26 protein-coding genes and 1 pseudogene are annotated in these 25,575 nt (G+C 60.2%); 14 read left to right on the forward strand and 13 right to left on the reverse strand.

The window, feature by feature from the left end:
* Positions 1–270: 270 nt before the first annotated feature.
* Together CXF97_RS17905 and CXF97_RS17910 are read right to left on the reverse strand one after the other, a co-directional pair.
* Positions 271–1,392 (reverse strand): hypothetical protein, encoded by a 1,122-nt coding sequence (locus CXF97_RS17905; RefSeq protein ID WP_371918391.1) that lies wholly within the window; start codon positions 1,390–1,392, stop codon positions 271–273.
* A complete protein-coding gene (locus CXF97_RS17910; protein ID WP_101159646.1) occupies positions 1,359–2,051 on the reverse strand; it encodes a recombinase family protein in 693 nt (230 codons plus the stop codon). Before CXF97_RS17910 ends, CXF97_RS17905 begins: the two co-directional genes overlap by 34 nt.
* Positions 2,052–2,090: 39 nt before the next feature.
* Here CXF97_RS17910 and CXF97_RS17915 point away from each other — a divergent pair.
* The 3 genes and pseudogenes from CXF97_RS17915 to CXF97_RS17925 form a co-directional block, all read left to right on the forward strand.
* Positions 2,091–2,927 (forward strand): annotated as a pseudogene (locus tag CXF97_RS17915) (PA0069 family radical SAM protein); the annotation flags it as partial.
* A gap of 237 nt (positions 2,928–3,164) precedes the next feature.
* Entirely contained in the window at positions 3,165–3,893 is a 729-nt protein-coding gene (locus tag CXF97_RS17920; RefSeq protein WP_093096212.1) for a carbonic anhydrase, read from the forward strand.
* Positions 3,894–3,983: 90 nt separating this feature from the next.
* Positions 3,984–5,510: a SulP family inorganic anion transporter gene (locus tag CXF97_RS17925; protein WP_101159647.1), complete on the forward strand. Its 1,527-nt coding sequence runs from the start codon at positions 3,984–3,986 to the stop codon at positions 5,508–5,510.
* Between the two features lie 125 nt (positions 5,511–5,635).
* On the opposite strand, the gene CXF97_RS17935 is transcribed toward CXF97_RS17925, so the two are convergent.
* A complete protein-coding gene (locus CXF97_RS17935; protein ID WP_093096227.1) occupies positions 5,636–6,286 on the reverse strand; it encodes a hypothetical protein in 651 nt (216 codons plus the stop codon).
* A gap of 370 nt (positions 6,287–6,656) precedes the next feature.
* Between CXF97_RS17935 and coxB the strand changes: the two genes are divergently transcribed.
* The 4 genes from coxB to CXF97_RS17955 all read left to right on the forward strand — a co-directional run bounded on the left by coxB (position 6,657) and on the right by CXF97_RS17955 (position 11,047).
* The gene (coxB, locus tag CXF97_RS17940; protein WP_101159648.1) at positions 6,657–7,784 is read left to right on the forward strand and encodes a cytochrome c oxidase subunit II; all 1,128 of its coding nucleotides are present in this window, start codon (positions 6,657–6,659) and stop codon (positions 7,782–7,784) included.
* 82 nt (positions 7,785–7,866) lie between these two features.
* A complete protein-coding gene (ctaD, locus tag CXF97_RS17945) occupies positions 7,867–9,453 on the forward strand; it encodes a cytochrome c oxidase subunit I (RefSeq protein WP_039757110.1) in 1,587 nt (528 codons plus the stop codon).
* A 129-nt stretch (positions 9,454–9,582) separates the two neighbouring features.
* Positions 9,583–10,134, forward strand: coding sequence for a cytochrome c oxidase assembly protein (locus tag CXF97_RS17950; RefSeq protein WP_016772328.1), 552 nt, complete (start codon positions 9,583–9,585; stop codon positions 10,132–10,134).
* Between the two features lie 25 nt (positions 10,135–10,159).
* Positions 10,160–11,047: a cytochrome c oxidase subunit 3 gene (locus CXF97_RS17955; RefSeq protein WP_101159649.1), complete on the forward strand. Its 888-nt coding sequence runs from the start codon at positions 10,160–10,162 to the stop codon at positions 11,045–11,047.
* 9 nt (positions 11,048–11,056) lie between these two features.
* On the opposite strand, the gene CXF97_RS17960 is transcribed toward CXF97_RS17955, so the two are convergent.
* Positions 11,057–11,260 (reverse strand): twin transmembrane helix small protein, encoded by a 204-nt coding sequence (locus tag CXF97_RS17960; RefSeq protein ID WP_101159650.1) that lies wholly within the window; start codon positions 11,258–11,260, stop codon positions 11,057–11,059.
* A 70-nt stretch (positions 11,261–11,330) separates the two neighbouring features.
* Here CXF97_RS17960 and CXF97_RS17965 point away from each other — a divergent pair, with 70 nt between their 5' ends.
* From CXF97_RS17965 to CXF97_RS17985, 5 genes are read left to right on the forward strand one after another with little or no spacing between them, the layout of a single operon-like run.
* Complete coding sequence (locus tag CXF97_RS17965; protein WP_101159651.1) at positions 11,331–12,071, forward strand: SURF1 family protein; 741 nt, start codon at positions 11,331–11,333, stop codon at positions 12,069–12,071.
* Positions 12,037–12,630 (forward strand): hypothetical protein, encoded by a 594-nt coding sequence (locus CXF97_RS17970; protein WP_101159850.1) that lies wholly within the window; start codon positions 12,037–12,039, stop codon positions 12,628–12,630. Before CXF97_RS17965 ends, CXF97_RS17970 begins: the two co-directional genes overlap by 35 nt.
* A 10-nt stretch (positions 12,631–12,640) precedes the next feature.
* Positions 12,641–13,720, forward strand: a complete 1,080-nt coding sequence (locus CXF97_RS17975; RefSeq protein WP_101159652.1) for a heme A synthase — start codon at positions 12,641–12,643, stop codon at positions 13,718–13,720.
* On the forward strand, positions 13,708–14,607 hold the full coding sequence (cyoE, locus tag CXF97_RS17980; RefSeq protein ID WP_101159653.1) for a heme o synthase: 900 nt from the start codon (positions 13,708–13,710) through the stop codon (positions 14,605–14,607). The genes CXF97_RS17975 and cyoE overlap by 13 nt, the downstream gene beginning before the upstream one ends.
* The gene (locus CXF97_RS17985; protein ID WP_101159654.1) at positions 14,604–15,239 is read left to right on the forward strand and encodes an SCO family protein; all 636 of its coding nucleotides are present in this window, start codon (positions 14,604–14,606) and stop codon (positions 15,237–15,239) included. Before cyoE ends, CXF97_RS17985 begins: the two co-directional genes overlap by 4 nt.
* Positions 15,240–15,413: 174 nt before the next feature.
* Here CXF97_RS17985 and CXF97_RS17995 read toward each other — a convergent pair whose 3' ends face one another.
* The 3 genes from CXF97_RS17995 to CXF97_RS18005 all read right to left on the reverse strand — a co-directional run bounded on the left by CXF97_RS17995 (position 15,414) and on the right by CXF97_RS18005 (position 17,931).
* Entirely contained in the window at positions 15,414–16,184 is a 771-nt protein-coding gene (locus tag CXF97_RS17995) for a MetQ/NlpA family ABC transporter substrate-binding protein (RefSeq protein ID WP_101159656.1), read from the reverse strand.
* A 65-nt stretch (positions 16,185–16,249) separates the two neighbouring features.
* On the reverse strand, positions 16,250–16,924 hold the full coding sequence (locus CXF97_RS18000) for a methionine ABC transporter permease (protein ID WP_101159657.1): 675 nt from the start codon (positions 16,922–16,924) through the stop codon (positions 16,250–16,252).
* The gene (locus tag CXF97_RS18005; RefSeq protein ID WP_101159658.1) at positions 16,924–17,931 is read right to left on the reverse strand and encodes a methionine ABC transporter ATP-binding protein; all 1,008 of its coding nucleotides are present in this window, start codon (positions 17,929–17,931) and stop codon (positions 16,924–16,926) included. The genes CXF97_RS18000 and CXF97_RS18005 overlap by 1 nt, the downstream gene beginning before the upstream one ends.
* Before the next feature lie 262 nt (positions 17,932–18,193).
* Between CXF97_RS18005 and katE the strand changes: the two genes are divergently transcribed.
* Positions 18,194–20,335: a catalase HPII gene (gene katE, locus CXF97_RS18010; protein ID WP_101159659.1), complete on the forward strand. Its 2,142-nt coding sequence runs from the start codon at positions 18,194–18,196 to the stop codon at positions 20,333–20,335.
* A 46-nt stretch (positions 20,336–20,381) separates the two neighbouring features.
* Here katE and CXF97_RS18015 read toward each other — a convergent pair whose 3' ends face one another.
* Genes CXF97_RS18015 through CXF97_RS18030 form a run of 4 tightly spaced genes read right to left on the reverse strand, consistent with a single transcriptional unit; the run spans position 20,382 to position 23,181 of the window.
* On the reverse strand, positions 20,382–21,095 hold the full coding sequence (locus CXF97_RS18015) for a PA5502 family lipoprotein (protein ID WP_101159660.1): 714 nt from the start codon (positions 21,093–21,095) through the stop codon (positions 20,382–20,384).
* 37 nt (positions 21,096–21,132) lie between these two features.
* Entirely contained in the window at positions 21,133–21,921 is a 789-nt protein-coding gene (znuB, locus tag CXF97_RS18020; RefSeq protein WP_101159661.1) for a zinc ABC transporter permease subunit ZnuB, read from the reverse strand.
* Positions 21,914–22,699, reverse strand: a complete 786-nt coding sequence (gene znuC, locus CXF97_RS18025; protein WP_101159662.1) for a zinc ABC transporter ATP-binding protein ZnuC — start codon at positions 22,697–22,699, stop codon at positions 21,914–21,916. The genes znuB and znuC overlap by 8 nt, the downstream gene beginning before the upstream one ends.
* A complete protein-coding gene (locus tag CXF97_RS18030) occupies positions 22,699–23,181 on the reverse strand; it encodes a Fur family transcriptional regulator (RefSeq protein WP_024014990.1) in 483 nt (160 codons plus the stop codon). The genes znuC and CXF97_RS18030 overlap by 1 nt, the downstream gene beginning before the upstream one ends.
* A gap of 66 nt (positions 23,182–23,247) precedes the next feature.
* Here CXF97_RS18030 and CXF97_RS18035 point away from each other — a divergent pair, with 66 nt between their 5' ends.
* A complete protein-coding gene (locus tag CXF97_RS18035; protein ID WP_178081211.1) occupies positions 23,248–24,168 on the forward strand; it encodes a zinc ABC transporter substrate-binding protein in 921 nt (306 codons plus the stop codon).
* Positions 24,169–24,269: 101 nt separating this feature from the next.
* Here CXF97_RS18035 and CXF97_RS18040 read toward each other — a convergent pair whose 3' ends face one another.
* Together CXF97_RS18040 and CXF97_RS18045 are read right to left on the reverse strand one after the other, a co-directional pair.
* Positions 24,270–25,223, reverse strand: a complete 954-nt coding sequence (locus CXF97_RS18040; RefSeq protein WP_101159664.1) for a homoserine kinase — start codon at positions 25,221–25,223, stop codon at positions 24,270–24,272.
* A gap of 53 nt (positions 25,224–25,276) precedes the next feature.
* Positions 25,277–25,567, reverse strand: coding sequence for a DUF2782 domain-containing protein (locus tag CXF97_RS18045; protein ID WP_101159665.1), 291 nt, complete (start codon positions 25,565–25,567; stop codon positions 25,277–25,279).
* Positions 25,568–25,575 lie beyond the last annotated feature (8 nt).

Here is a 25,575-nt window from a genome sequence, read left to right on the forward strand (position 1 = left end):
GTAGCCACCGCATTAGCCGACCATTTAACCGGTTAAGGACAGTCCGATCTTGATTTAAAAGATAGAGAGAACTATATACTAAAAACACAAAAAACTCAATATATATGTTGTGTTAAGTGCAAAATAGTAGTAAGCCGTTTAAACGCTCTGTGAGGTGCGGTAAGTGTCAGGAGCTATACGGGTAGCCTTTTTAGAGATCAGCGATTTGGCCCCCAAAAACACCGCCGAAATAGGCCGTTCTTGATCGACTTGCACCCGCTGACCACCCCTTTACTTTAGAAATGGGTCTGGAGCTTTCCAAACTAGCCCTTTGAATTCTTCTGGAAGGTCTGCCAGCTCAGACTGACTCTTGCACTGAGGCTTACTCTTAGGTAGGAGGGTATACACCACACTCTCATAGATCGGCTTCACTTGCTCAAAGGTTGGCGAGGGAATGCCCGCCCTGCGCAGGCGTGCTTTGATACTCCTGATAATTAGAGTCTGTTTATCTTTACTGATCCATGTGTGGTGACCGTAATCATCGCCTGTGCGTTTATCTTTCGGCTGCTCGACGTAGGCAACCACTGGGCTGATTCTATTCGCCAAAGCGGGTATGGGCTGTGTCACCAACCTGCGCGTGGGGAAGTGAAGCTCAAGCTTTAGGAATATTCCCCGCAGGTATCTGTTCAGCCGCTGTCGGTCGGTACGGGCTTGTTCACTGTCAGATGTCAGCATTGACTCAAAGGAATCAACGTTACTATCGCTAAGGGCAAATGCCCCGTCCAGACTGGCAAGCTCTTGCTTGATACGATCAATATCAGCATTAGCAGTGGCAATAGCTTTCCGGGTGTCAGTGAGCAGGCCGACGTAAGTTTCAGCTTTGTCCTCGTCATCTTCAGCAGCGAATTTATTCTTCAAACCTTCTGCCTTGATTTCCAATCTGTTCAGTTTTGCAACGGCGACGGTTTCTTCTTTCTTCAGTGTCTTCAGCACATCTGAGCCAGCAGCAATGTAATCGCGGATTGCAGTCCAATGCTCAAATTTAAACAATACACGGCGAAGGAATTCTCCCCGGATCGACCTAATCTGATCGTCAACACAGCCGCCAGTCATCGATGCTGTGCAGTAGTAAAATTCCTTACCGCTCCTGAGCATGAACCGTGTGCTGCCGCCACATTCAGCACACACCAGAAGATTGCGGAAAATGTTGAGGTTGGTGGCGTCCTGCCTGCCTGAAAACGGCTTTCTACTCTTGAGGATTGTCTGTACTTGTTCAAACGTAGCTGGAGGGATTACCTGAGGGTAGTAATGTTCCACCAGTTGCCCGGTGGGGACATTTTTCCCGTGCTCCTTGCTCCGCTCCACCGGGGAGTGCTCGCCTAGCAGACGCCGGTTGCGTAACAGGTATTGAATCTGGTGGGTCTTATAGCTGGTGCCAAATTTAGTGTTGAGCGTCTTCCTGTTTCTGCCACTCCATAGGTCTGAGCGAGAGAAAACATGGTTTCAATGTGTAGGCAAATATCATCGAGCTGGCACCACACCCCATCCTTCACTGCTAGCCATTGGGGACATTTCTCTGTGGCGATCTTTCCTTCCCCCATCGCTTTGTGTTTAGCCCGCCACGACGCCTTCGACATATCCGATTTGCGTAAGCTTTCCGAGTGAGCCCTTTCAAACTGGACAATGGCCCGGATGAAGCTGTTGCTGGTGAGATCGTCATAAACTGTATCTTCGTCCAACACGGCAATCTTGATACCGGATCGGATCAGGTCAGAAAATATCTCTATAGATGCATCCAGTACCTGACGTGAAAGCCGATCCCAGTTCTCAATTAGAAGGTAGCTGCCGCGTGGAATCTCCCCATCACGCACCCTCTGAAGAAATCCCGAAAGCTGACCTTTCTTTGCATTCGCACCACGGAAGCTACTGATGCCATGATCCTCAAGTCTGGTATCAACCGTGAGGTTGTGCCTAATAACAAAGGATTCAATGCGCTCAGATTGGCGAACGACTGAATTACCATCCGCCTGTTTCTGGCTGGAAAAGCGAACGTATGGAAAGCATAGAGGCATGGTGGCAAGCTCAGTAACCTATCGGTACGTATAAGCTAGCACAGCTGCATTTATTGCTACGCACGCCCCAGTCACGCCTATTGGGACATGTCGCCGGGCCTCGACTTCGAAACCCGGCTGATTGCCAAGACCAACGCCGCCCTGGTTCTTGAAGAACAGCTGAGCAAACCAGGCTATCAATGCGCGCCGATCAATCTGGGCTCCAACACCGACCCGTATCAGCCAATCGAGCGGGAATACAAAATCACCCGCCAGACCCTGAAAGTGCTGCTGCGCTATCGACACCCGGTAACCATCGTCACCAAAGGCTCGCTGATTCTGCGCGATCTCGATTTGCTCACCGAACTGGCGCAGCAACGGCTGGTGTCGGTGATGATCAGCCTGACCACCCTGGACGACGAACTGAAACGCATCCTCGAACCGCGCGCCGCTGCGCCCAAGGCGCGCCTGCGCGCAATCCGGGTGATGCGCGAAGCAGGCATTGCGGTCGGCGTGCTGTGTTCGCCGATGATTCCGATGATCAATGACAACGAGATCGAAAGCCTGCTCACCGAAGCCCACGCCGCCGGTGCGCAAAGCGCCGCATACATGATGCTGCGCCTGCCGCTGGAAGTCGCGCCGCTGTTCGAGGAGTGGTTGCAGGCGCACTATCCGCAACGCGCCGCGCATGTGCTGAGCCTGATTCGTCAGAGTCGCGGCGGCGAACTCTACGACAGCCGTTTCGGTGCGCGTATGCGCGGTGAAGGACCGTTTGCCGAACTGCTCGCACAAAGATTCGCCAAGACCATCAAAAAGCTTGGTCTGAACAAACGCGAGGGCTATAACCTCGACTGCACGGCCTTCTGTCCGCCGGGTCGCCAGATGTCGTTGATTTAGCGACAATTGGCTTTGGGTTGACGGGTTGGACTCCTTCCGCCGAAACACGCCAGTCACGTTTTTTGTGACCTGGAACACACGTTCTAGAGCGTTTCATTCAGTTTCAATTAAGTTTCGGCGGCTACCTTGTTCATCGAGTGACTGACGGGTCGGGATGACCCGGATGGTTTAAACAGCCACTGGCTTCATACCGGAATACCGGGGAAGACTCCCTGAATCCGCACAAGAGGATGAATCATGAGTGACAAGGATAAACAGTCGTTGGCTGCCTCGGCGCAAAGCCCTGAAGCGGAATCCGCCGATGCAGCACTGCGACAGATCGTTGATGGCTTTTTACGTTTTCATCATGACGTTTTTCCGCAGCAGGAAGAACTGTTCAAGAAGCTCGCCACCGCCCAGGCGCCCAAGGCGATGTTCATCACCTGCGCCGACTCGCGCATCGTTCCCGAGCTGATCACCCAGAGCTCGCCAGGCGATCTGTTCGTCACCCGTAACGTCGGCAACGTGGTTCCGCCGTACGGCCAGATGAACGGCGGCGTTTCCACCGCTATCGAGTACGCGGTACTGGCGCTGGGCGTGCAGCACATCATCATTTGCGGCCACTCCGATTGCGGCGCCATGCGGGCGGTACTCAACCCCGACAGCCTGGAAAAAATGCCGACGGTCAAAGCCTGGCTGCGCCACGCCGAAGTCGCGAAAACCATGGTGCACGACAACTGTAACTGCACCGACGAAAAAGAAAGCATGCCGATCCTCACCGAGGAAAACGTCATCGCCCAATTGCAGCACTTGCGTACCCATCCTTCGGTAGCCTCGCGCATGGCGAACGGTCATCTGTTCATCCATGGCTGGGTCTACAACATCGAAACCAGCGAAATCAAAGCTTACGACGCGGACCAGGGTCGTTTCCTGCCTCTCGACGGCAGCCATCCGATTCCTGTGGCGACGCCCAAAGCGCGCTTCTAAATCTTCCCAACAATCTGTGTGGTATGACGCCGGCCGCTGATTCAGCGGCCCGGCCTCGCCACGCCTGAAGAAAACTTCGGGAGAATCGCCATGCGTGCGGCTCAATTGAAAGCTGTGTTGCCACGGGAGCTGCTCGCTTCCGTGGTTGTGTTTCTGGTCGCCCTGCCGCTGTGCATGGGCATCGCGATTGCGTCAGGGCTGCCGCCGGCCAAGGGTCTGATCACCGGGATCATCGGCGGTCTGGTGGTCGGTTGGCTGGCGGGTTCGCCGTTGCAGGTCAGCGGGCCGGCGGCGGGGCTTGCGGTGTTGGTGTTCGAACTGGTGCGCCAGCACGGCATCGAGATGCTCGGGCCGATTCTGCTGCTCGCCGGATTTCTGCAACTGGTCGCCGGGCGCCTGAAGCTTGGCTGCTGGTTCCGCGTCACGGCGCCAGCGGTGGTCTACGGCATGCTCGCGGGCATCGGCGTGTTGATTGTGCTTTCGCAAATCCATGTGATGCTCGATGCCAAGCCGCAACCCTCCGGGCTCGACAACCTCACGGCATTTCCGTCGGCCGTGGCGCAAGCCTTGCCGTCGTTCGGCTGGCAGGCGGGTCTGCTCGGGTTGTCGACAATTGCGGTGATGTGGCTGTGGGAAAAATTCCGTCCACATTCGCTGCGTTTCGTTCCCGGTGCGTTGCTGGGTGTCGGTCTGGCAACAGCCGCGAGTCTGCTGCTGGCATTGCAGGTCAAGCGTGTTGAAGTGCCGGCGAATCTGGCCGAAGCGATCGATTGGCTCAAGCCTGCCGACCTGATGAGCCTGGCCGACCCGACGCTGCTGATTGCCGCGTTCGCCGTAGCGTTCATTGCCAGTGCCGAAACCCTGTTGTCGGCGGCAGCGGTGGATCGCATGCACAGCGGTGTGCGTTCGGACTTCGACCGTGAACTGTCGGCGCAAGGTGTCGGCAACATGCTCTGCGGCCTGGTCGGCGCGCTGCCGATGACCGGGGTGATCGTGCGCAGTTCGGCCAACGTTCAGGCTGGTGCGACCACACGCTACTCGACGATTTTCCATGGCCTGTGGCTGCTGGCGTTCGTGCTGTTGCTATCGAGCGTGCTGCAAAGCATCCCGGTGGCGAGCCTGGCGGGCGTGCTGGTGTATACCGGTTTCAAACTGGTCGACCTCAAAGCCTTTCGTGGCCTGGGTCGATACGGGCGGATGCCGATGTTCACCTACGCTGCCACAGCGCTGGCGATCATCTTCACTGATCTGTTAACCGGCGTGCTGATCGGTTTCGGCCTGACCATGTTGAAGCTGGCACTCAAGGCTTCGCGCCTGAAAATCAGCCTGATCGACCTGCCGCAGGAAGGCGAGATGGAATTGCGTCTGGTCGGTGCGGCAACCTTCCTCAAAGTACCGGCGCTGACCCAGGTGCTGGGCAGCATTCCTCACGGCACGACGGTGCATGTGCCGCTCAACAACCTGAGCTACATCGACCACTCGTGTCTGGAACTGCTGGAAGAATGGGGCCGGGCGAATGCGGCGAAGGGTTCGAAGCTGTTGATCGAGTCGCGCGGATTGAAGCGCAGGCTGGAAGGCCGGGTGCGAACCAATACCGGGATTGGTGCGGCGGGTTGAATCTGCGGGTTGAACTCGCCCCCCTGTAGGAGCTGCCGCAGGCTGCGAACTTTTGATCTTGATTTTGAAAAACAACATCAAAAGATCGCAGCCTGCGGCAGCTCCTACATTGAACTGTGTATGACTCAGGCAGCAGGCTGATCCAGCTCAAGCCCCACACCCAACCGGCGGCTCATGCACGGCCAGCGTTTCCACGCCGCGCCGGTGTCCGGGCTGCTGAGTTTGTCACGGTAGGCTTCCACCGACTCCAGGGCAAAGCTCTCGTCGTTGAGCATCTCGTCGATCGCGTGATGCACCGCTTCGTCCAGTTGGTTGGCGAATGCCTCACCGATCAATTGATGAGCAATCAAATTGGCGACCGTCATGTCCAGGGGGATCAGTGGCTGGCCGAAATGCTTGATGTACAGGTCGTTGACCTCTTCGACAAAACGGTGCGCCAGATAGGCCTCGTCGAGCAGGCTGTCCAGGCCGACATGCCCGGCCATGATGGCCGGCGGCTGGAGGAAATACTGCTCGGCGATTTTCAGCACCGGTTTGATCTGCGATTCGATTCCCGCTTCCCTGGCGACTTCATTGGCTGCGTCCAGCAGGTCGGGTACTTCATCGATGTAGGCGGCGACAAAACGCGTCAGCACGCCGTTGGCGTCGGCTTCCGGCAACTGGATCGCCGGGTGCAGGTGAGGCAGCTTGCTTTCCAGCTGACGGGTCAGCAGGCCGGTGTCTTTTTCGTGTTGTTGGGCTTTTTGGATCTGCTCGCGCAATGCGGCGGTGTTCATGAAAACTCCAGGAAACAAGGCAATGAAATAGGGAAGACATAACTTAGCTGGCTTACGAAAAACGCTAAGACGCATTTGTCATAATTATTTCATCCTTGATGCAGCTGCGTTATATCCATTTGCCACCACTCGTCTGCATCCTTCTCCATTCGGGCACTTGAACGCAAGCGGCGGTTGTTTCAGCTCATTTACGTGCGCGGGTTGCAATTCCCGGACGCTGTCTATACTCGCCAATGAATGGAGTTAGCTGATGACGCCCGACTGCACCCGCAGCAAGGCCCGGCGATTCAAGTTCGTAGTCTGATGCAGCCGCTCCCTTGCCGCAGGCGATACGCCGGCGGGATAACAAGAACGATAAGGGGAACCCGCAATGATGCGACATCCACATGTCTGGATGGGCCTCCTGTTGTGGTCGATATTCAGCCAGGCCAACGCCGCCTGGACAGTGAATATGGCGCCTGGAGCGACTGAAATCAGTCACGCAGTATTCGACCTGCACATGACCATTTTCTGGATTTGTGTGGTGATCGGGGTCATCGTCTTCGGCGCCATGTTCTGGTCGATGATGGTACACCGCCGCTCCACCGGCCAGGTCGCGGCGAAATTCCATGAAAGCACCGGCGTCGAGATCATGTGGACTGTCGTGCCGCTGCTGATTCTGGTGGCCATGGCCGTTCCCGCCACCGCGACGCTGATCAAGATGTACGACACCAGCGAGCCGGACATCGATATCCAGGTCACCGGTTATCAGTGGAAGTGGCACTACAAATATCTGGGCCAGGATGTCGAATTCTTCAGCAATCTGGCCACCCCCGCCGAGCAGATCCACAACAAGCAAGCCAAGGGCGAGCATTACTTGCTCGAAGTCGACAAGCCGCTGGTGCTGCCGGTCGGCGCCAAGGTGCGCTTCCTCGTCACCTCCGCCGACGTTATTCACTCATGGTGGGTGCCGGCGTTTGCGGTCAAGCGCGATGCGATTCCCGGGTTCGTCAACGAAGCCTGGACCCGTATCGACAAGCCCGGGCTGTACCGCGGCCAATGCGCCGAATTGTGCGGCAAGGACCACGGCTTCATGCCGATCGTGGTCGAGGTCAAGGAGCAGGCCGACTACGAAAAATGGCTCGCCGAGCGCAAGGCCGAAGCCGCGCAGCTCAAAGAGCTGACCAGCAAGGAATGGACTCTCGACGAACTCAAGGAGCGCGGCGACAAGGTCTACCACACCACTTGCGTGGCTTGTCACCAGGCCGAAGGCCAGGGCCTGCCGCCGATGTTCCCGGCGCTCAAGGGCTCGAAAATCGCCACCGGACCGATCAAGGATCACCTGGGCATCGTCTTCCACGGCAAACCCGGCACCGCCATGGCGGCGTTCGGCAAGCAGCTGTCGGAAGTCGACATCGCGGCGGTCGTGACTTACGAACGTAACGCCTGGGGCAACAACAAGGGCGACATGGTCACGCCTAAAGAAGTACTGGAGCTGAAACAGGCGGAAAGCCAATGAGCCGGTCAATTGCGTACTCCGTGAACCGGTCGGGGCCGCACGCCCCGGCCTGCCCCGTCCACTTTCGTGAAGGAGACCGGCCATGAGCGCTGTCATCGATGACCACGGTCATGCCGACCACGCCCACGGCCCCGCCAAAGGCCTGATGCGCTGGGTGCTGACCACCAACCACAAAGACATCGGCACGCTGTACTTGTGGTTCGCGTTCTGCATGTTCCTGCTCGGCGGCTCGTTCGCCATGGTCATTCGTGCCGAGCTGTTCCAGCCCGGCCTGCAGATCGTCCAGCCGGAATTCTTCAACCAGATGACCACCATGCATGGCCTGGTGATGGTCTTCGGTGCGGTGATGCCAGCATTCGTCGGCCTCGCCAACTGGATGATCCCGCTGATGATCGGCGCGCCGGACATGGCCCTGCCGCGGATGAACAACTTCAGTTTCTGGCTGTTGCCGGCGGCTTTTCTGCTGCTGGTATCGACGCTGTTCACCCCGGGCGGCGGGCCGAATTTCGGCTGGACCTTCTACGCGCCGCTATCGACGACCTACGCACCGGAAAGCGTGACGTTCTTCATCTTCGCCATTCACTTGATGGGCATCAGCTCGATCATGGGCGCGATCAACGTGGTCGCGACCATCCTTAACCTGCGCGCCCCCGGCATGACTCTGATGAAAATGCCGCTGTTCGTCTGGACCTGGCTGATCACCGCGTTCCTGCTCATCGCGGTGATGCCGGTGCTGGCCGGATGCGTGACGATGATGCTGATGGACATTCACTTCGGCACCAGTTTCTTCAGCGCTGCCGGCGGTGGTGACCCGGTGCTGTTTCAGCATGTGTTCTGGTTCTTCGGCCACCCCGAGGTGTACATCATGATCCTGCCGGCGTTCGGCGCGGTCAGCCAGATCATCCCGACCTTCGCGCGCAAGCCGCTGTTCGGCTACACCTCGATGGTTTACGCCACGGCGAGCATCGCGTTTCTGTCGTTTATCGTCTGGGCGCACCACATGTTTGTGGTCGGCATTCCGCTGGTGGGCGAATTGTTCTTCATGTACGCGACCATGCTGATCGCCGTGCCGACCGGGGTGAAAGTCTTCAACTGGGCCAGCACCATGTGGCAGGGCTCGATGACCTTCGAGACACCGATGCTGTTTGCCGTGGCGTTCGTGATCCTGTTTTCCATCGGCGGCTTCTCCGGGCTGATGCTGGCGATTGCCCCGGCGGACTTCCAGTATCAGGACACCTACTTCGTGGTCGCGCACTTCCACTACGTACTGGTGCCCGGGGCAATCTTCGGCATTTTCGCCTCGGCTTATTACTGGCTGCCGAAGTGGACCGGGCACATGTACGACGAAACCCTCGGCAAGCTGCATTTCTGGCTGTCGTTTGTCGGCATGAACCTGACCTTCTTCCCGATGCACTTCGTGGGTCTTGCGGGCATGCCGCGACGCATTCCGGACTACAACCTGCAATTCGCCGATTTCAACATGGTCTCGTCGATCGGCGCGTTCATGTTTGGCGCCACGCAGATCTTCTTCCTCTTCATCGTCATCAAGACCATCCGTGGCGGCGCGCCGGCCCCGGCGAAACCGTGGGATGGCGCCGAAGGCCTGGAGTGGAGCGTGCCGTCACCGGCGCCGTATCACACCTTTACCACGCCGCCGGAAGTGAAATGAAACGCCTGGCTTCTGTGGGACGGGGCTTGCTCCCGAATGCCATTTTTCATTCAACAGTTGAGTTGACTGATCCGACGCATTCGCGAACAAGCCCCCTCCCACAGGGGTTCTCGATTGAGGATTGGAACCATGGCTGACTCGATCTCGCTGAAGAAACTGGTCACGCGCCTGCTGTTGGTGGTGGTGGCGATGTTCGTCTTCGGCTTCGCCCTGGTGCCGATCTATGACGTGATGTGCAAGGCCTTCGGCATCAACGGCAAGACCGGCGGCCAGTACGCGGGAGAGCAAGTGGTCGACACCTCGCGCCAGGTGCGCGTGCAGTTTCTCTCGACCAACACCGCCGACATGCCGTGGGACTTTTATCCCAAGCATGACGAACTGACCGCCAATCCCGGCGCGGTCAACGAGATGGTGTTCATCGCGCGCAACCCCACCGACAAACCGATGAGCGCGCAAGCGGTACCGAGCATCGCGCCGAGCAACGCGGCGGCGTTTTTCCACAAGACCGAATGCTTTTGTTTTACCCAGCAGGTGCTGCAACCCGGTGAACAGATCGAGATGCCCGTGCGTTTCATCGTTGACCGCGACATGCCCAAGGAAGTGAAGCACCTGACGCTGTCCTACACGCTGTTCGATATCACCGCCCGACATCCACCGGTGGCTGTTAATACCGGCGGTTGAGCGTGGCCGATAAGGAGAACAATAAATGGCAACTCATGAGCACTATTACGTCCCGGCCCAGAGCAAATGGCCGATCATCGCCACGCTCGGGATGTTCGTCACCGTGTACGGCCTCGCCACCTGGTTCAACGATCTGAAGGCGGCACGCCCGGATTCCCACGGCCCGCTGATCTTTTTCGTCGGTGGCCTGCTGCTCGCGTACATGCTGTTCGGCTGGTTCGGTGCGGTGATCAAGGAAAGTCGCGCGGGGCTTTACAGCCCGCAGCTGGACCGCTCGTTCCGCTGGGGCATGAGCTGGTTCATCTTTTCCGAAGTGATGTTCTTTGTCGCCTTCTTCGGCGCGCTGTTTTATATCCGCACGGTTTCCGCGCCGGGTCTGGCGGGCGAAGGCAGCAAGGGCGTGTCGCAAATGCTGTGGCCGAATTTCGAGTACGTCTGGCCACTGCTGAACAACCCGGACCCGAAACTGTTCCCGCCGCCCAAAGACGTTATCAGCCCGTGGGGCCTGCCGCTGATCAACACCATTCTGCTGGTCAGCTCCAGCGTGACCATCACCATCGCCCACCACGCCTTGAAGAAGGGCCATCGCGGCGCACTGAAATTGTGGCTGGCGATCACCGTGCTGCTGGGCATCGCGTTTTTGGGTTTCCAGGCCGAGGAATACATCCACGCCTACAAAGAGCTGGGGCTGACCCTCGGCTCGGGCATCTACGGCGCGACGTTCTTTATGCTCACCGGATTCCACGGCGCCCACGTGACCATCGGCACGATCATTCTGTTCGTGATGCTGATGCGGATCATGAAGGGCCACTTCGACAACGAACACCAGTTCGGCTTCGAAGCAGCGAGCTGGTATTGGCACTTCGTCGACGTGGTGTGGATCGGCCTGTTCTTCTTCGTCTATGTGCTCTGAACGCCGACGCTACCAGGGCGCATGCGACACCAACTGGCCGCTGTAGAAACCCCAGGCCATCAGGCCGACGGTGAACACGGCCAGTGCCACCCGGACACTCAAGGCGATGACCAGCCGATGGGAGCTGCTGTCGTCCTTGACCAGGAAAAACAGGCCGCTGAACAGACTGACGACCGTGGCAATCAGCATCAGGGCGATCGCTGCTTTGAACATGGCAAGACTCCGGGGGACAGGCGATGCACTTGAGTATAGCGATCGCGATGACTGACTTTATGGCGCGGCCATGAAGCACTTTCGCCCGGGCGTGATCCCCACCGTGGTGGTCGCGTTGTTGCTGCCGCTGATGGTTGCGCTGGGCTTCTGGCAACTGGGCCGGGGCGCGGAAAAAACCGCGCTGCTGGCCAGTTATGCCGAACGTCGCGTGGCCGAACCGATGGCCAGCAGCGAACTCGCAACCAGCGCCGATCCGGCTTATCGCCGCGTGCACCTGCACGGCCAGTTCGACCCCGCCCACACGCTGTTGCTCGACAATCGCCAGCGTGGCGGCAAGGTCGGCGTCGAATTGCTGCAACCGTTTCAGGATCAACGCAGCGGCCTCTGGCTGCTGGTCAATCGCGGCTGGCTGCCATGGCCCGATCGGCGCGTGCCGCCGCAATTCACGACACCGGCCGAGGCGCTGACGCTCGACGCCTGGGTCTATGTCGCCCCCGGCGCAACGTTCCAGTTGCACGCCGATCCGGTCAGCGGTGTCTGGCCGCAAACCATCACCGCCGTCGAACCGGGCAAATTGTGGCAAACCCTGGAGCGCGACGGTTTCGCCTTTGAGCTGCGCGCCGAACCCGGCCCGGCCAGCTATCAGACCGATTGGCCGGTAGTCGCGATGGGCCCGGAAAAACACCTCGGCTATGCCGTGCAATGGTTTGCCATGGCCACGGCCCTGCTTGGGCTTTACCTCTATTTGGGCTGGCACAACGCAAAGGAGAAACGCCATGGGAAGCGCCATGAATCCACCCAGCATGTCTGAGGCCAAACCTGCTCCCAGCCGTCGGCGCGGGCGCATTCAATTGCTGTTGATTGTGCTCGGCGTAGTCGGGCCGATGCTGCTCGCCACCGGCATGTACAAGTTGCAATTCTGGGTGCCGGAAGGACGCAGCTACCACGGCGAGCTGATCGGCAACGGCCAGACCCGCGCCGACCTTGGCGTGCAGGCCGATGAGCAGCGCTGGCAGATTCTGGTCACGGCGCCAAAGGATTGCGCAGTCGACTGCCAGCAACTGGTGTACCTGGCCCGGCAGATCCAGATCAGCCTCGGCCGCGAAGCCGGACGCGCCAGCCATGCGCTCGCCGCCGCGCAACCATTGAGCGCCGAGTACGCCGGCAAACTCGATCGCGAATACCCGCAACTGCAGCGTTATCCACTGGATGCCGGCGTGTTCGCCAGGACCACCGGCGACAAAGCCTTGCCGCAGCTGTGGATCGTCGACCCGCACGGCAATCTGGTGCTGCGCTACGAGCCGAACGTGAAGGGCAAGGATCTGCTCAACGACCTGCGTCATCTGCTGAAACTGTCGAACATCGGATAAGGGCATCGTCATGGCCAAACCTGGATTTCGCCTCGCGCTGTTTGCCACCCTGCTGGCACTGATTGTGGTGCTGCTCGGCGCCTATACGCGCCTGACCCACGCAGGCCTCGGCTGCCCCGACTGGCCGGGCTGCTACGGGTTTATCAGCGTGCCGAAAAGCGAGGCGCAACTGGCCCATGCCGAACTGCATTTCCCGGATGCGCCAGTGGAGGCGCACAAGGGCTGGAACGAGATGATCCACCGCTATTTCGCCGGCACCCTCGGGTTGCTGATTTCGGTATTGGCCGGGCGCGCCTGGGTAAACCGGCGCCATCCGGGCCAACCGGTGAAACTGCCGCTGTTTCTGCTGGCGGTGGTCATCGCTCAGGCCGCATTCGGCATGTGGACGGTGACGCTCAAGCTCTGGCCGCAAGTGGTTACCGGGCATTTGCTCGGCGGCTTCGCCACGTTGAGTCTGCTGTTTCTGTTGACGCTGAGGTTGTCCGGCGTGCTGCCGGCACTGACGGTGCCCAAACGCCTGCAATATTGGGCGACGGCGGGGCTGCTGTTGGTAATCGGCCAGATTGCGCTGGGCGGCTGGGTCAGCTCCAACTACGCAGCGGTGGCCTGCATCGACTTCCCCACCTGCCACGGCCAATGGCTGCCGCCGGCGGACTTCGCCAATGGCTTTCATCTGACCCAGCACATCGGCCCGAACTATCTCGGCGGCCAACTGGACAGCGACGCGCGCACGGCGATTCATCTGACACACCGCATCGGCGCTTTGCTGGTGACAGTCGTGCTGCTCGGTCTGGCCTGGCAATTGAAGGTGGTGGGCATGACGCGTCTGGCTGGCTTGCTGCTGATCGCCCTCGCCGCGCAGATCGCCCTCGGTATCAGTAACGTGCTGTTTCATCTGCCGCTGCCAGTGGCCGTCGCCCACAACGCCGGCGGTGCGGCGCTGTTGCTGACCTTGGTATTGGTCAATTACCACGCGCGCACCAGTCTGCTGCGGGTGACCCAACCGGTGCTGGCGCGCTGGCGCTTGGGTGCGCACAAACCTGCCGTCGCGCCCATCGCATTGAAAGGAGAAACGCCATGGCGAGTCTGATCGGCGAACGTGCGACGCAAGCGCTGTGGCGCGATTATCTGGAGCTGACCAAGCCGAAAGTCGTGGTGCTGATGCTGATCACCTCGCTGGTCGGCATGTTCCTCGCCACCCGAGCGGGCGTGCCGTGGACGGTGCTGGTTTTTGGAAATCTGGGCATTGCCTTGTGCGCCGGCGGTGCGGCGGCCGTCAATCATGTGGTCGATCGGCGCATCGATGCGGTGATGGCGCGCACGCACAAACGGCCACTGGCCGAAGGCCGGGTTTCACCTGCGGCGGCGCTGACATTTGCGTTGCTGCTGGCGTTGCTCGGCCAGGCGCTGCTGCTGACGTTCACCAATCAATTGACCGCATGGCTGACCCTCGCCTCGCTGCTCGGCTACGCGGTGATCTACACCGGCTTCCTCAAACGCGCGACGCCGCAGAACATCGTCATCGGCGGCCTCGCTGGCGCCGCCCCGCCGCTGCTCGGCTGGACCGCCGCCACCGGCCATGTCAGCGCCGAACCGTTGCTGCTGGTGCTGATCATCTTCGCCTGGACCCCGCCACATTTCTGGGCGCTGGCGATTCATCGCAAGGAGGAATACGCCAAGGCCGACATTCCGATGCTGCCGGTGACCCACGGCGAGCACTACACCAAAGTGCACATTCTGCTGTACACCTTCGCGCTGCTGGCGGTGAGTCTGCTGCCGTACGTGATTCACATGAGCGGCGTGCTGTATCTGGTCTGTGCGCTGGCGTTGGGCGCGAGGTTTCTGCAATGGGCCGTGGTGCTGTACCGTGGCACTCGGCCGCACGCGGCGATCAACACCTTCAAGTACTCTATTTATTACTTGTTCCTGTTGTTCATCGCCCTGCTCGTAGACCACTACTTACTGTTGAACCTATGACCCGAACCCAGAAAACCGTCTTCATCCTCGCTGCCGTGATCGCACTGATTCTCGGGCTTACCGTCAACAAGGTGCTGAGCGGTAAAGGTCAGGGCGACCCGACTGCGCTGATCGACGCCGGGATCATCCTGCTGCCACAGAGCCGCAATCTGCCGGACGTGACCATGACCGATCAGGACGGCAAACCGGTGGCGATCGATGAGTTGAAAGGCAAGTGGAGTCTGTTGTTCTTCGGCTACACCTTCTGCCCGGACATCTGCCCGACCACCCTGGCGCAACTGCGGCAGATCAAGAGTGAACTGCCGAAAGAGGCTGTGGATAAATTGCAGATCGTGCTGGTCAGCGTTGACCCCAACCGCGATACGCCGAAACAGCTGAAGCAGTATCTGGGCTACTTCGATCCGCAGTTCGTTGGCCTGACGCCAACGTCGATCGAAGAGCTGCAAACAGTCGCGAATGCAGTGAGCATTCCGTTCATTCCCGCCGATACCAGCAAGCCGAATTACACCGTCGATCACAGTGGCAACCTGGCCGTGATCGGCCCGGACGGCACGCAGCGCGGGTTCATTCGGGCGCCGCTGAATAACGCCAAACTGGTGGCGCAGTTGCCGGGGATGCTTAACCGCAAGTAGTGACACCACTGATCCAGTGTGGGAGCGGGCTTGCTCGCGAATGCGGTGGCTCAGATGAAGAAATGCTGGCTGATACACCGCTTTCGCGAGCAAGCCCGCTCCCACAGGGACGGTGTTTCAGGCACAAAAAAGGGGACGCTCATGGCGTCCCCTTTTTCATTGCCGCCGCCCCGATCAGAACGCCGGCAACACCGCGCCTTTGTACTTCTCGGTGATGAACTTTTTCACTTCCGGCGTGTGCAGCGCAGCCGCCAGTTTCTTCATCGCGTCGCTGTCCTTGTTGTCCGCGCGGGACACGAGGATGTTCACGTACGGCGAGTCGTTGCCTTCGATCACCAGCGCATCCTTGGACGGATCGAGCTTGGCTTCCAGCGCGTAGTTGGTGTTGATCAGCGCCAGATCGACCTGGGTCAGCACGCGCGGGATGGTCGCGGCTTCCAGCTCACGGAATTTCAGGTCTTTCGGGTTCTGCGCGATGTCCTTGATGGTCGACAGGATGTTGGTCGGGTCTTTCAGGGTGATCACGCCAGCCTTGGCCAGCAGCAACAGCGCACGGCCGCCATTGGTGGCGTCGTTCGGGATCACCACGTTGGCGCCGCCCGGCAGGTCCTTCAGATCCTTGAGCTTGCTCGAGTACGCGCCCAGCGGCTCCAGGTGTACACCCGTCACGGCTACGAGATCGGTGCCCTTGGCCTTGTTGAATTCATCGAGATACGGCTGGTGCTGGAAGAAGTTGGCGTCCAGACGCTTTTCCGCGACCTGTACGTTCGGCTGAATGTAATCAGTGAAGACCTTGACCTTCAGATCCACGCCTTCTTTGGCCAGGGCCGGTTTGACGAATTCAAGGATTTCCGCGTGCGGCACCGGAGTGGCGGCAACGGTCAAGGTTTCGGCGTGGGCCGAGAATGCTGCGACGGCAGCGAAAGCAGCGATCAGTTTTTTCATTCAGCTAACTCCTTTTCCGGCGCCCGCCAGCGTGCGGCCAGCGCCTCATTGATGACCAGAACCGATTATTTGCGCGAGAAATGCACGACCAGACGATCGCCCACCATTTGCAGCACTTGCACAAGGATCAACAGCAGCACAACGGTGACGATCATCACGTCGGTCTGGAAACGCTGGTAGCCGAAACGGATCGCCAGGTCGCCCAGACCACCGGCGCCGACCACACCGGCCATCGCCGTGTAGGACACCAGTGTAATCGCTGTCACCGTAATCGCTGCGAAGATGCCCGGACGCGCTTCCGGCAGCAAGGCGTTCATGATGATCTGCCGCGTGGTCGCGCCCATCGACTGGGTGGCTTCGATGATGCCGCGATCGACCTCACGCAAAGCGGTTTCCACCAGCCGCGCGAAGAACGGCGTAGCGCCCACCACCAGCGGCGGAATCGCACCGGCCACGCCCAGCGAAGTGCCGGTGATCAGCACCGTGAACGGGATCATCACGATCAGCAGGATGATGAACGGCAGCGAACGCAGGATATTCACCGCCAGCGACATGATCGCGTACAGACCACGGTTTTCCAGCAACTGGCGCGGGCTGCAAAGAAACAGCAGCACACCCAGCGGCAAGCCGAGCAGCACGGTGAACAACAGCGAACCGCCGAGCATCAGCATCGTGTCGCCGGTGGCCAGCCAGATTTCGTACCAGTCGATATTGGTGAAGAAACTGATCAGGTCTTCCATTAGCGCAATACCTCCATGTGAACGTCAGCGGCGGTGAAGCGGGCGAACGCCGCTTCCATGTCGCCACCGGTGACGGCGAGGGTCAATTGCCCGTAGGGAATGTCTTTGATGCGGTCGATGCGACCGGCAAGGATGCTGTAGTCGACGCCGGTTTCCCGGGCGACGGTACCGAGCAACGGCGCGTAGGTCGCTTCGCCCTGGAAGGTCAGACGCACGATCCGCCCCGGCACATGGGCGAAATCGTCACGCTGCTCGCTCTCGTCGATCTGCTCGCTTTCCTGCACGAAACGCTTGGTGGTCGGGTGCTGTGGATGCAGGAACACGTCGGCCACCGAACCCTGCTCGACGATCACCCCGGCGTCCATCACCGCGACCTGATCGCAGACGCGACGGATCACGTCCATCTCATGGGTGATCAGGACGATGGTCAGTTTCAGTTCGCGGTTGATCTCGGCCAGCAATTGCAAAACCGAGGCGGTGGTCTGCGGGTCGAGGGCGCTGGTGGCCTCGTCGCACAGCAGAATCTTTGGCTTGGTCGCCAGGGCGCGGGCGATGCCGACGCGCTGCTTCTGGCCGCCGGACAGTTGCGCCGGGTACTTTTTCGCGTGGTCGGACAGACCGACCCGCGCCAGCAACTCGGCCACGCGCTGGTTGATTTCACTGCTCGACAGCTCACCGGCCAGGGTCAGCGGCAAGGCAACGTTGTCGGCGACAGTCTTGGAGGCGAGCAGGTTGAAGTGCTGGAAGATCATCCCGACCTGCTGGCGGAAACGGCGCAGGCCGTTGGCGTCCAGTGCGGTGACTTCTTCGCCATCGACGATGATCTTGCCGCCACTGCAATCTTCCAGGCGATTGATCAGACGCAGCAGGGTACTTTTGCCCGCACCGGAATGGCCAATCAGGCCGAACACCTGACCGTTCTCGATGGCGAGACTGGTCGGGTGCAGCGCGGGAATATCCTTACCGGCGACGCGGTAAGTCTTGTGGACGTTTTGAAACTCGATCACGTAGCGAACCTTGTGGGGCGCGTTGGAAAAGGATCAGCGGTTAGCCGGGCGCGCATTTTAGCCTGTCCGTATAGAGGTTCTTAGCATTTATTTCGCAATTAACCTTCAATTTGGCAATAACGCGATCAAAGGTCAGATAAACGGAACGGCTGAAACGCTCATCAGTCACTAAGTAAGCGACTTGAAACCCTGGGTGCCGTGCCCGGGAATCACTCAAGGGTCTTCGGAAGGCATCCGGGGCCAAACGAGGAGTTTACGTCTGATGAGCATCAAAAAGCCTGCACCCGATAAAAGCGAAATGGCCGGAACCGACACCCCGGATCGCGCCAACACCAACGCCAAGCTCGAGAGTCTTGAAGAATTCCGTTCCGACGCTACCGGTCAGGCACTGCGCACCAATCAGGGTGTGAAGATCGCGGACAACCAGAACACCCTTAAGGCCGGGCCGCGCGGGCCGTCGCTGCTGGAAGACTTCATCATGCGTGAAAAGATCACGCACTTTGACCATGAGCGGATTCCAGAGCGCATCGTCCATGCCCGCGGCACCGGCGCGCACGGTTTCTTTCAGAGTTACGAGAACCATGCAGCGCTGACCAAGGCTGGTTTCCTACAGGATCCGGGCAAGAAAACCCCGGTGTTCGTGCGCTTTTCCACAGTTCAGGGACCACGTGGTTCCGGCGATACCGTGCGTGACGTGCGCGGCTTTGCGGTGAAATTCTTCACCGACGAAGGCAACTTCGACCTGGTCGGCAACAACATGCCGGTGTTCTTCATTCAGGACGCGATCAAGTTTCCCGACTTCGTTCACGCGGTGAAACCCGAGCCGCACAACGAAATCCCGACCGGCGGCTCGGCCCACGATACGTTCTGGGACTTCGTCTCGCTGGTGCCGGAATCGGCGCACATGGTGATCTGGGCGATGTCCGACCGGGCGATTCCGAAAAGCCTGCGCAGCATGCAGGGCTTCGGCGTGCACACCTTCCGCCTGATCAACGCCGAGGGCAAATCACGCTTCGTCAAATTCCACTGGCGCCCTACCGCCGGCACCTGCTCGCTGGTGTGGGACGAGGCGCAGAAGCTCGCCGGTAAAGACACCGACTACCACCGACGCGACCTGTGGGAAGCGATCGAGATGGGCGACTACCCGGAATGGGAACTCGGCGTGCAGATCGTCGAAGAAGAGAACGAACACGACTTCGACTTCGACATTCTCGACCCGACCAAAATCATCCCCGAAGAAATCGTGCCGATCACGCCGCTGGGCAAAATGACCCTCAACCGCAACCCGGACAACTTCTTCGCCGAAACCGAGCAGGTCGCCTTCTGCCCGGGCCACATCGTGCCAGGCATCGACTTCTCCAACGACCCGCTGCTGCAAGGTCGGCTGTTTTCCTATACCGACACGCAGATCAGCCGACTCGGTGGGCCGAACTTCCATGAGCTGCCGATCAACCGTCCGGTGGCGCCATTCCACAACGGCCAGCGTGACGCGCAGCACCGCACCACCATCGACAAGGGCCGTGCCTCTTATGAGCCGAACTCGATCGACGGTGGCTGGCCGAAAGAAACCCCGCCGGCTGCGCAGGACGGTGGTTTCGAGAGCTATCCGGAGCGCATCGACGCAGCGAAGATCCGCCAGCGCAGCGAGTCGTTCGGCGATCATTTCTCCCAGGCTCGCTTGTTCTTCAACAGCATGAGCGAGCACGAGAAAGAGCACATCATCGCTGCCTACAGCTTCGAGCTGGGCAAGGTCGAGCGTGAGTTCATCCGTGCCCGTGAAGTGAACGAGATCCTCGCCAATATCGACTTGACCCTGGCCAAACGCGTGGCGGAGAACCTCGGTTTGCCGGCGCCAGCCAAAGGTACGGTCGAAGTGCGCAAGACTTCGCTGGAGCAATCGCCAGCGCTGAGCCAGGCCAATCTGCTGCCAGGCAATATCAAGACGCGCAAAGTGGCGATCCTCGCGGCCAACGGCGTTGATGCTGCGGCCATCGAGGCAATGAAGAAAGCACTTGAAGCCGAAGGCGCCCACGCAAAACTGCTCGGCCCGACCTCGGCGCCAGTCAAAGCCGCTGACGGCAAGGCATTGCCGGTGGATGCTTCGATGGAAGGTATGCCATCAATCGCTTTCGACGCGGTGTTCGTGCCGGGTGGCGCAGCGTCGATTACCGCGTTGAGCGGCGACGGCGTGGCGTTGCATTACCTGCTCGAGGCCTACAAGCACCTGAAAGCGATCGCGCTGCACGGCGAGGCCAAGCAATTGCAGGACCTGTTGAAGCTGGATGCGGATGCGGGGTTGGTGCAGGGCGCGGATGTGGGGGCGTTGACCAAGCCGTTCTTCGCGGCGATTGGCGAGCATCGGGTCTGGGCGCGGGAGGCTAAGGCCAAGGCGATTCCAGCGTAAAAGCAAAGGATCGTCCGAAGGCTCGGGCCGCGTTCGGACGATCTTTTTATGGTTTACGCGGACTTAAAACCATCTGCGCTGGCACTGTGCGCAGGATCTGCTTCTCGATCTGCAAATCAAAATCAGGATCGAGCTTCTTGACTCGCTTGGTCAGCAAGGTCGCCAGCCACGGATAATCCGCAGTCCGTGGAGCCTGGATGCTGACGGCGCAATCGTAATTCACCACATCGGCGGCGATCGCATCGAGTTGTCGCTGCAACTTGTGAATATCGCCGATGTTCAACGCAACCGTGGTGCTCTCGGCTGTCGGGTCAATGACCTTGGCTTTCGGTCTGGCTTCAGCCGCCAATAACGCCGCTTCAGCCTTCTCCAGCTCGGCCTTGCGCGCTTCGGTGATCGCACCGTTGACCCCACCGGTCAGCGCGGGCGCCTTGGGCATCAAGGCGCGGGCACGGCTCAGCGCGGTGGCCGCAGCGTTGACATCACCTTTCTGCAGGACGATCTGGCTGCGGCGCAGGTACGCCTCGGCCAGCTGCCGCTGGTATTGCTCAAGGGATTGATCATTGGGGGTTGCGGCTTGCAACGCGGCCAACTGGTCTTCGGCGGTGGCCAGTTCGCTGCTGGCCAGGCTTTGCTCCAGCTGTGCGATGGCCGTAGCCCGCGCGTCCGGGACTTCAGCCACCGGCGGCGTGCTTTGGCAGGCGCCCAGCAGCACGGAAAATGCGACAAGGAGCAGATAACGGGAGGCGAACGGCTTCATTCCTGCGACTCTCTAATTGCGCAAAAAGCGGCCAAGTCTACACCCCACGACGGGGCAGAACAAAACTCAACAGAAACAGCGCGGCTGCCGTCACCACGATAGACGGCCCCGCCGGGGTGTCCTTGAACCACGACAACGCCAGCCCGCCGCACACTGCGAGCATGCCCAGCAGGCTCGCGCCCAGGGCCATCTGCTCTGGCGAACGGGCGTGACGCTGTGCCGCAGCCGCCGGGATGATCAGCAGCGAAGTAATCAGCAGCACGCCGACAATTTTCATCGCCACCGCAATCACCACCGCGATCAACAGCATCAGCGCCAAGCGCAAACCTGCCACCGGCAGGCCTTCGACCCGCGCCAGTTCTTCATGCACGGTGACCGCCAGCAGCGGACGCCACAGCGCGACCAGCAACACCAGCACCGCTGCGGTGCCGCCAAGAATCCAGGCCAGGTCGCTCGGACTGATCGCCAGCAGATCGCCGAACAGATAGGCCATCAGGTCGATCCGCACTTCATGCATGAAGCTTAGTACCACCAGGCCGAGAGAGAGCGTGCTCGGCGCAAGAATTCCCAACAGCGTGTCAGACGCCAGTGGCTGGCGTTGTTGCAGAGTCACCAGCAACACCGCCAGCAGCAGGCAGCCGACCGTCACCGCCACCGTCGGGCTGACATCCAGCAAAAAGCCCAGCGCCACGCCGAGCAATGCGGCGTGGGACAGGGTGTCGCCGAAATAGGCCATGCGCCGCCACACCACAAACGAGCCGAGTGGCCCAGCCACCAGCGCCAGCGCCAGACCTGCGAGCAGGGCATACAAAAGAAAATCAGCCATGCTTGCAGCCGTCTCCATGAACATGAGGTTGCCCGCCGAGCGGGCCCTTGACCACCGAACCATGCAGATCGTGGGCGTGGTCGTGATGGTGGTGATAGATCGCCAGGCTCGGCGCGTTCTTGCCGAACAGCTCGACGAATGCCGGATCGCCGCTGACCTGCTCGGGATGCCCGGAGCAACAGACGTGACGGTTGAGGCAGACCACCTGATCGGTGGTGCTCATCACCAGATGCAAATCGTGAGAGACCATCAGCACGCCGCAACCGTGGCGGTCGCGCAGACGCGTAATCAGGCTGTACAGCTCGGCCTGCCCGGCCACGTCGACGCCCTGCACCGGCTCATCGAGCACCAGCAGCTCAGGCTCGCGCAGCAGCGCCCGAGCCAGCAGCACGCGCTGCATTTCACCGCCGGAGACGCTCTGCACGGGGCTGTCGATCACGTGTTCGGCGCCGACTTCCTTCAACGCGGCCAACGCCCGCGGGCGGTCGACGCCGGGCACCAGACGCAGAAAGCGCAGCACTGACAAGGGCAAGGTTGGATCGACATGCAATTTCTGCGGCATGTAGCCGACGCGCAGTTTCGGCTTGCGCCAGACGCTGCCGCTGTTCGGCTTCAACAGCCCGAGCACGGCGCGTACCAGCGTGGTCTTGCCGGCGCCGTTGGGGCCGATCAACGTAACAATCTGCCCCGGCTCGACGCTCAGCTCAATGTTGTCCAGCACGGTCTGCCCGGCAAACGTGACGGCGACCTGCTCCAGACGGATCAGCGCGTTGCTCATCAGGCCCCCTGGCAACCGGCGCACAGGCCAACCACTTCGACGGTCTGCGCTTCGACGATGAAACCCACGTCTTTGGCGCTGCTGATGATCGCGTCGCTGATCACTTTTTGCTCAAGTTCGATAGCGGCGTGGCACTCGCGGCAGATCAGGAACTGGCCCTGATGCGCGTGCTCCGGGTGTACGCAGCCGACGAAAGCATTGAGCGAGGAGATGCGATGAACCAGGCCGTTTTCCAGCAGGAAATCCAGCGCGCGATACACCGTGGGCGGCGCGGCGCGGCGGCCGTCCTGCTCGCTGAGCACGGCGAGGATGTCATAGGCGCCCAGCGGTTTGTGACTCTGCCAGACCAGTTCCAGCACACGGCGGCGCAGGGCAGTCAGACGCAAACCTTTCTGCGCGCACAAGGTATCGGCCTCGGACAGAGCGCTGTGCACGCAATGGGAGTGGTCGTGGGGACGGCTGGCAATCGGGGTAATAGGCATGAGCGGCGACGAGATTTGCTGGAGACGTTATTATGTTACCCGTTCTCGCTTCCTTGAGTGGTCATCGTGTCCCGACTTTTTTCTGTTTTTGTCGCTTTTGTTGCCAGTTTTCTACTGATCGGTTCGGCTCAGGCCGAGGTCAAAGTGCTCACCAGCATCAAGCCGTTGCAGTTGATTGCTGCTGCGGTGCAGGACGGCGTGGCGATTCCGGAGGTGCTGCTGCCGCCGGGCGCCTCGCCGCACAATTACGCCCTGCGCCCATCCGACGTACGGAAGGTGCAGTCGGTCGATCTGCTCTACTGGATCGGCCCGGACATGGAAGGTTTCCTGCCGCGCGTACTCGGCGGTCGCAGCCTGCCGAGCGTCGCGGTGCAGGATTTGCCGGGGCTCAAGCTGCGGCATTTCGGCGCGGACAACCATTCCCACTCCGAAGAGGCCGATGAACACGATCACGATCATCGCCCCGGCTCGCTGGATGCGCACTTGTGGCTGTCACCGGTCAACGCGCGGGTGATCGCCGACAAAATGGCCGCCGACCTCAGCGCCGCCGACCCGGCCAATGCCCAGCGTTATCAGAGCAATGCCAAAGCGTTCGATGAACGTCTGGATGCGCTGGACCAACGCTTGAAAAAGCGTCTGGCCAATGTTGAAGGCAAGCCGTACTTCGTCTTTCACGAGGCCTTTGATTATTTCGAGGACGCCTACGGCCTGAAGCACGCCGGGGTCTTCGCGGTGGCCGCCGAGGTGCAGCCGGGCGCCCAGCACGTCGCGGCGATGCGCAAGCGCTTGCAGGAAGTGGGCAAGACCTGTGTGTTCAGCGAGCCGCCGTTGCGTCCGCGTCTGGCGGAAACGCTGGTGGCCGGTTTGCCGGTGAAACTGGCCGAGCTGGATGCGTTGGGTGGTTATACGCCGGCGACGGCTCAGGGCTACGAGCAGGTGCTGGAAAAACTCGGCAATGACCTGGCCGGGTGCCTGGAATCGTTGTAACCCCAGCACCGGCGCTGCCCCGTTCGCGAGCAAGCCCGCTCCCACATTGGATTTGTGAACGACACAGACCTCATGTGGGAGCGGGCTTGCTCGCGAAGCTTTTAAAGGGCAAAAGGCAACGGGGTGCTGACCCTCTGCCGCTGCGCCAAGCGCTGCTCAAACTCCTGCGGATCGTGAATCAACACGTCCTGCCCGGCGAACTGCTCGGCGGCGATCAGGCGTGACAGCCAGAACCGCACACAAGCGACGCGCAGCATCGTCGGCCACAATTCGGCTTCCGCCGCCGTGAACGGGCGCAGCGCCGCGTAGGCGCCGAGAAACGCTCGGGCACGCGGGCCATCGATTACGCCAGCCTCATCCGAACACCAGTCGTTCAACGCGATTGCCACGTCATACAGCATCGGCCCCGAGCAAGCGTTGTAGAAGTCGATCAGCCCGGTCAGATGGGTGCCTTCGAACATGGCGTTGTCGCGAAACAGATCGGCATGAATGTTCGCCCGAGGCAGCGCGAGGATCTTGTCTTTGCGCTCAGAGATTTCATCCAGCGCGCTTTGCAGCAGCGCACGCGGCTCAACGCTCAGATGCGAGAGAAACTCCGTACCCTCCTCCAGCATCCAGTCCAGACCACGATCGGTCTTGCGCTTGATCATGCGCTCGCCCTGAGTCGCCAGATGCAGATGCGCCTGCAATTCGCCGACCTGTGCGCAATGCTGGGCGTTGGCGACCTTGATGTGCTTGCCCGACAGGCGCGGTTGCAGCAATGCCGGTTTGCCTTTGAGTTCACGCAAGGCGACGCCGTCCGTGGTGCGCAGGGCGTAGGGCACCGGCAGATCGGCTTCGTGCAGCACGTCGAGCAAGTCGATGAAGAACGGCATCTCCTGCACCGGGCCGCGCTCGACGAGGGTCAGGACAAATTCGCCCTGCTCCAGGCTGATGAAGAAATTGGTGTTTTCGCTGCCGGCGGCGATCCCCTGGAAATCAAGCAGGCGGCCGAGCCCATAAGGGGCGAGAAAAGTTTCCAGCTCGGGCCGAGCCAGGGGAGTGAACACAGACATGTCTTAACTGCCAGTACGGGCGCCGCAACGGCGGCGCCGGGTGAATTGAAAACCTACTTCCATTCGAAGATCTTCCATGACGGGATCAGCATATCCGGCTGATCCGAGCGGATGAAATTCGCATCCGTCCCGTCGGCGCGCACCAGAAAATACGGCGGCGCACCCTTGGGCGTGACCTTGATCGCATACAGGAACCCGTTCTGACGGTACTCCTGAATGGTCTTGTCGCCCTCCGTGCGGATGGTGACCTCGGGGTCACCGCCCGGTGCATCATCCGCCGCCATCGCGGTCAGTGGTGAGACAGCGATCAACCCGACCAGCAGCAAGCGATTTAACGTACGCATGATAACCT

Origin of the sequence: Pseudomonas sp. Choline-02u-1 (assembly GCF_002836515.1) — a bacterium.
Classification (GTDB): domain Bacteria; phylum Pseudomonadota; class Gammaproteobacteria; order Pseudomonadales; family Pseudomonadaceae; genus Aquipseudomonas.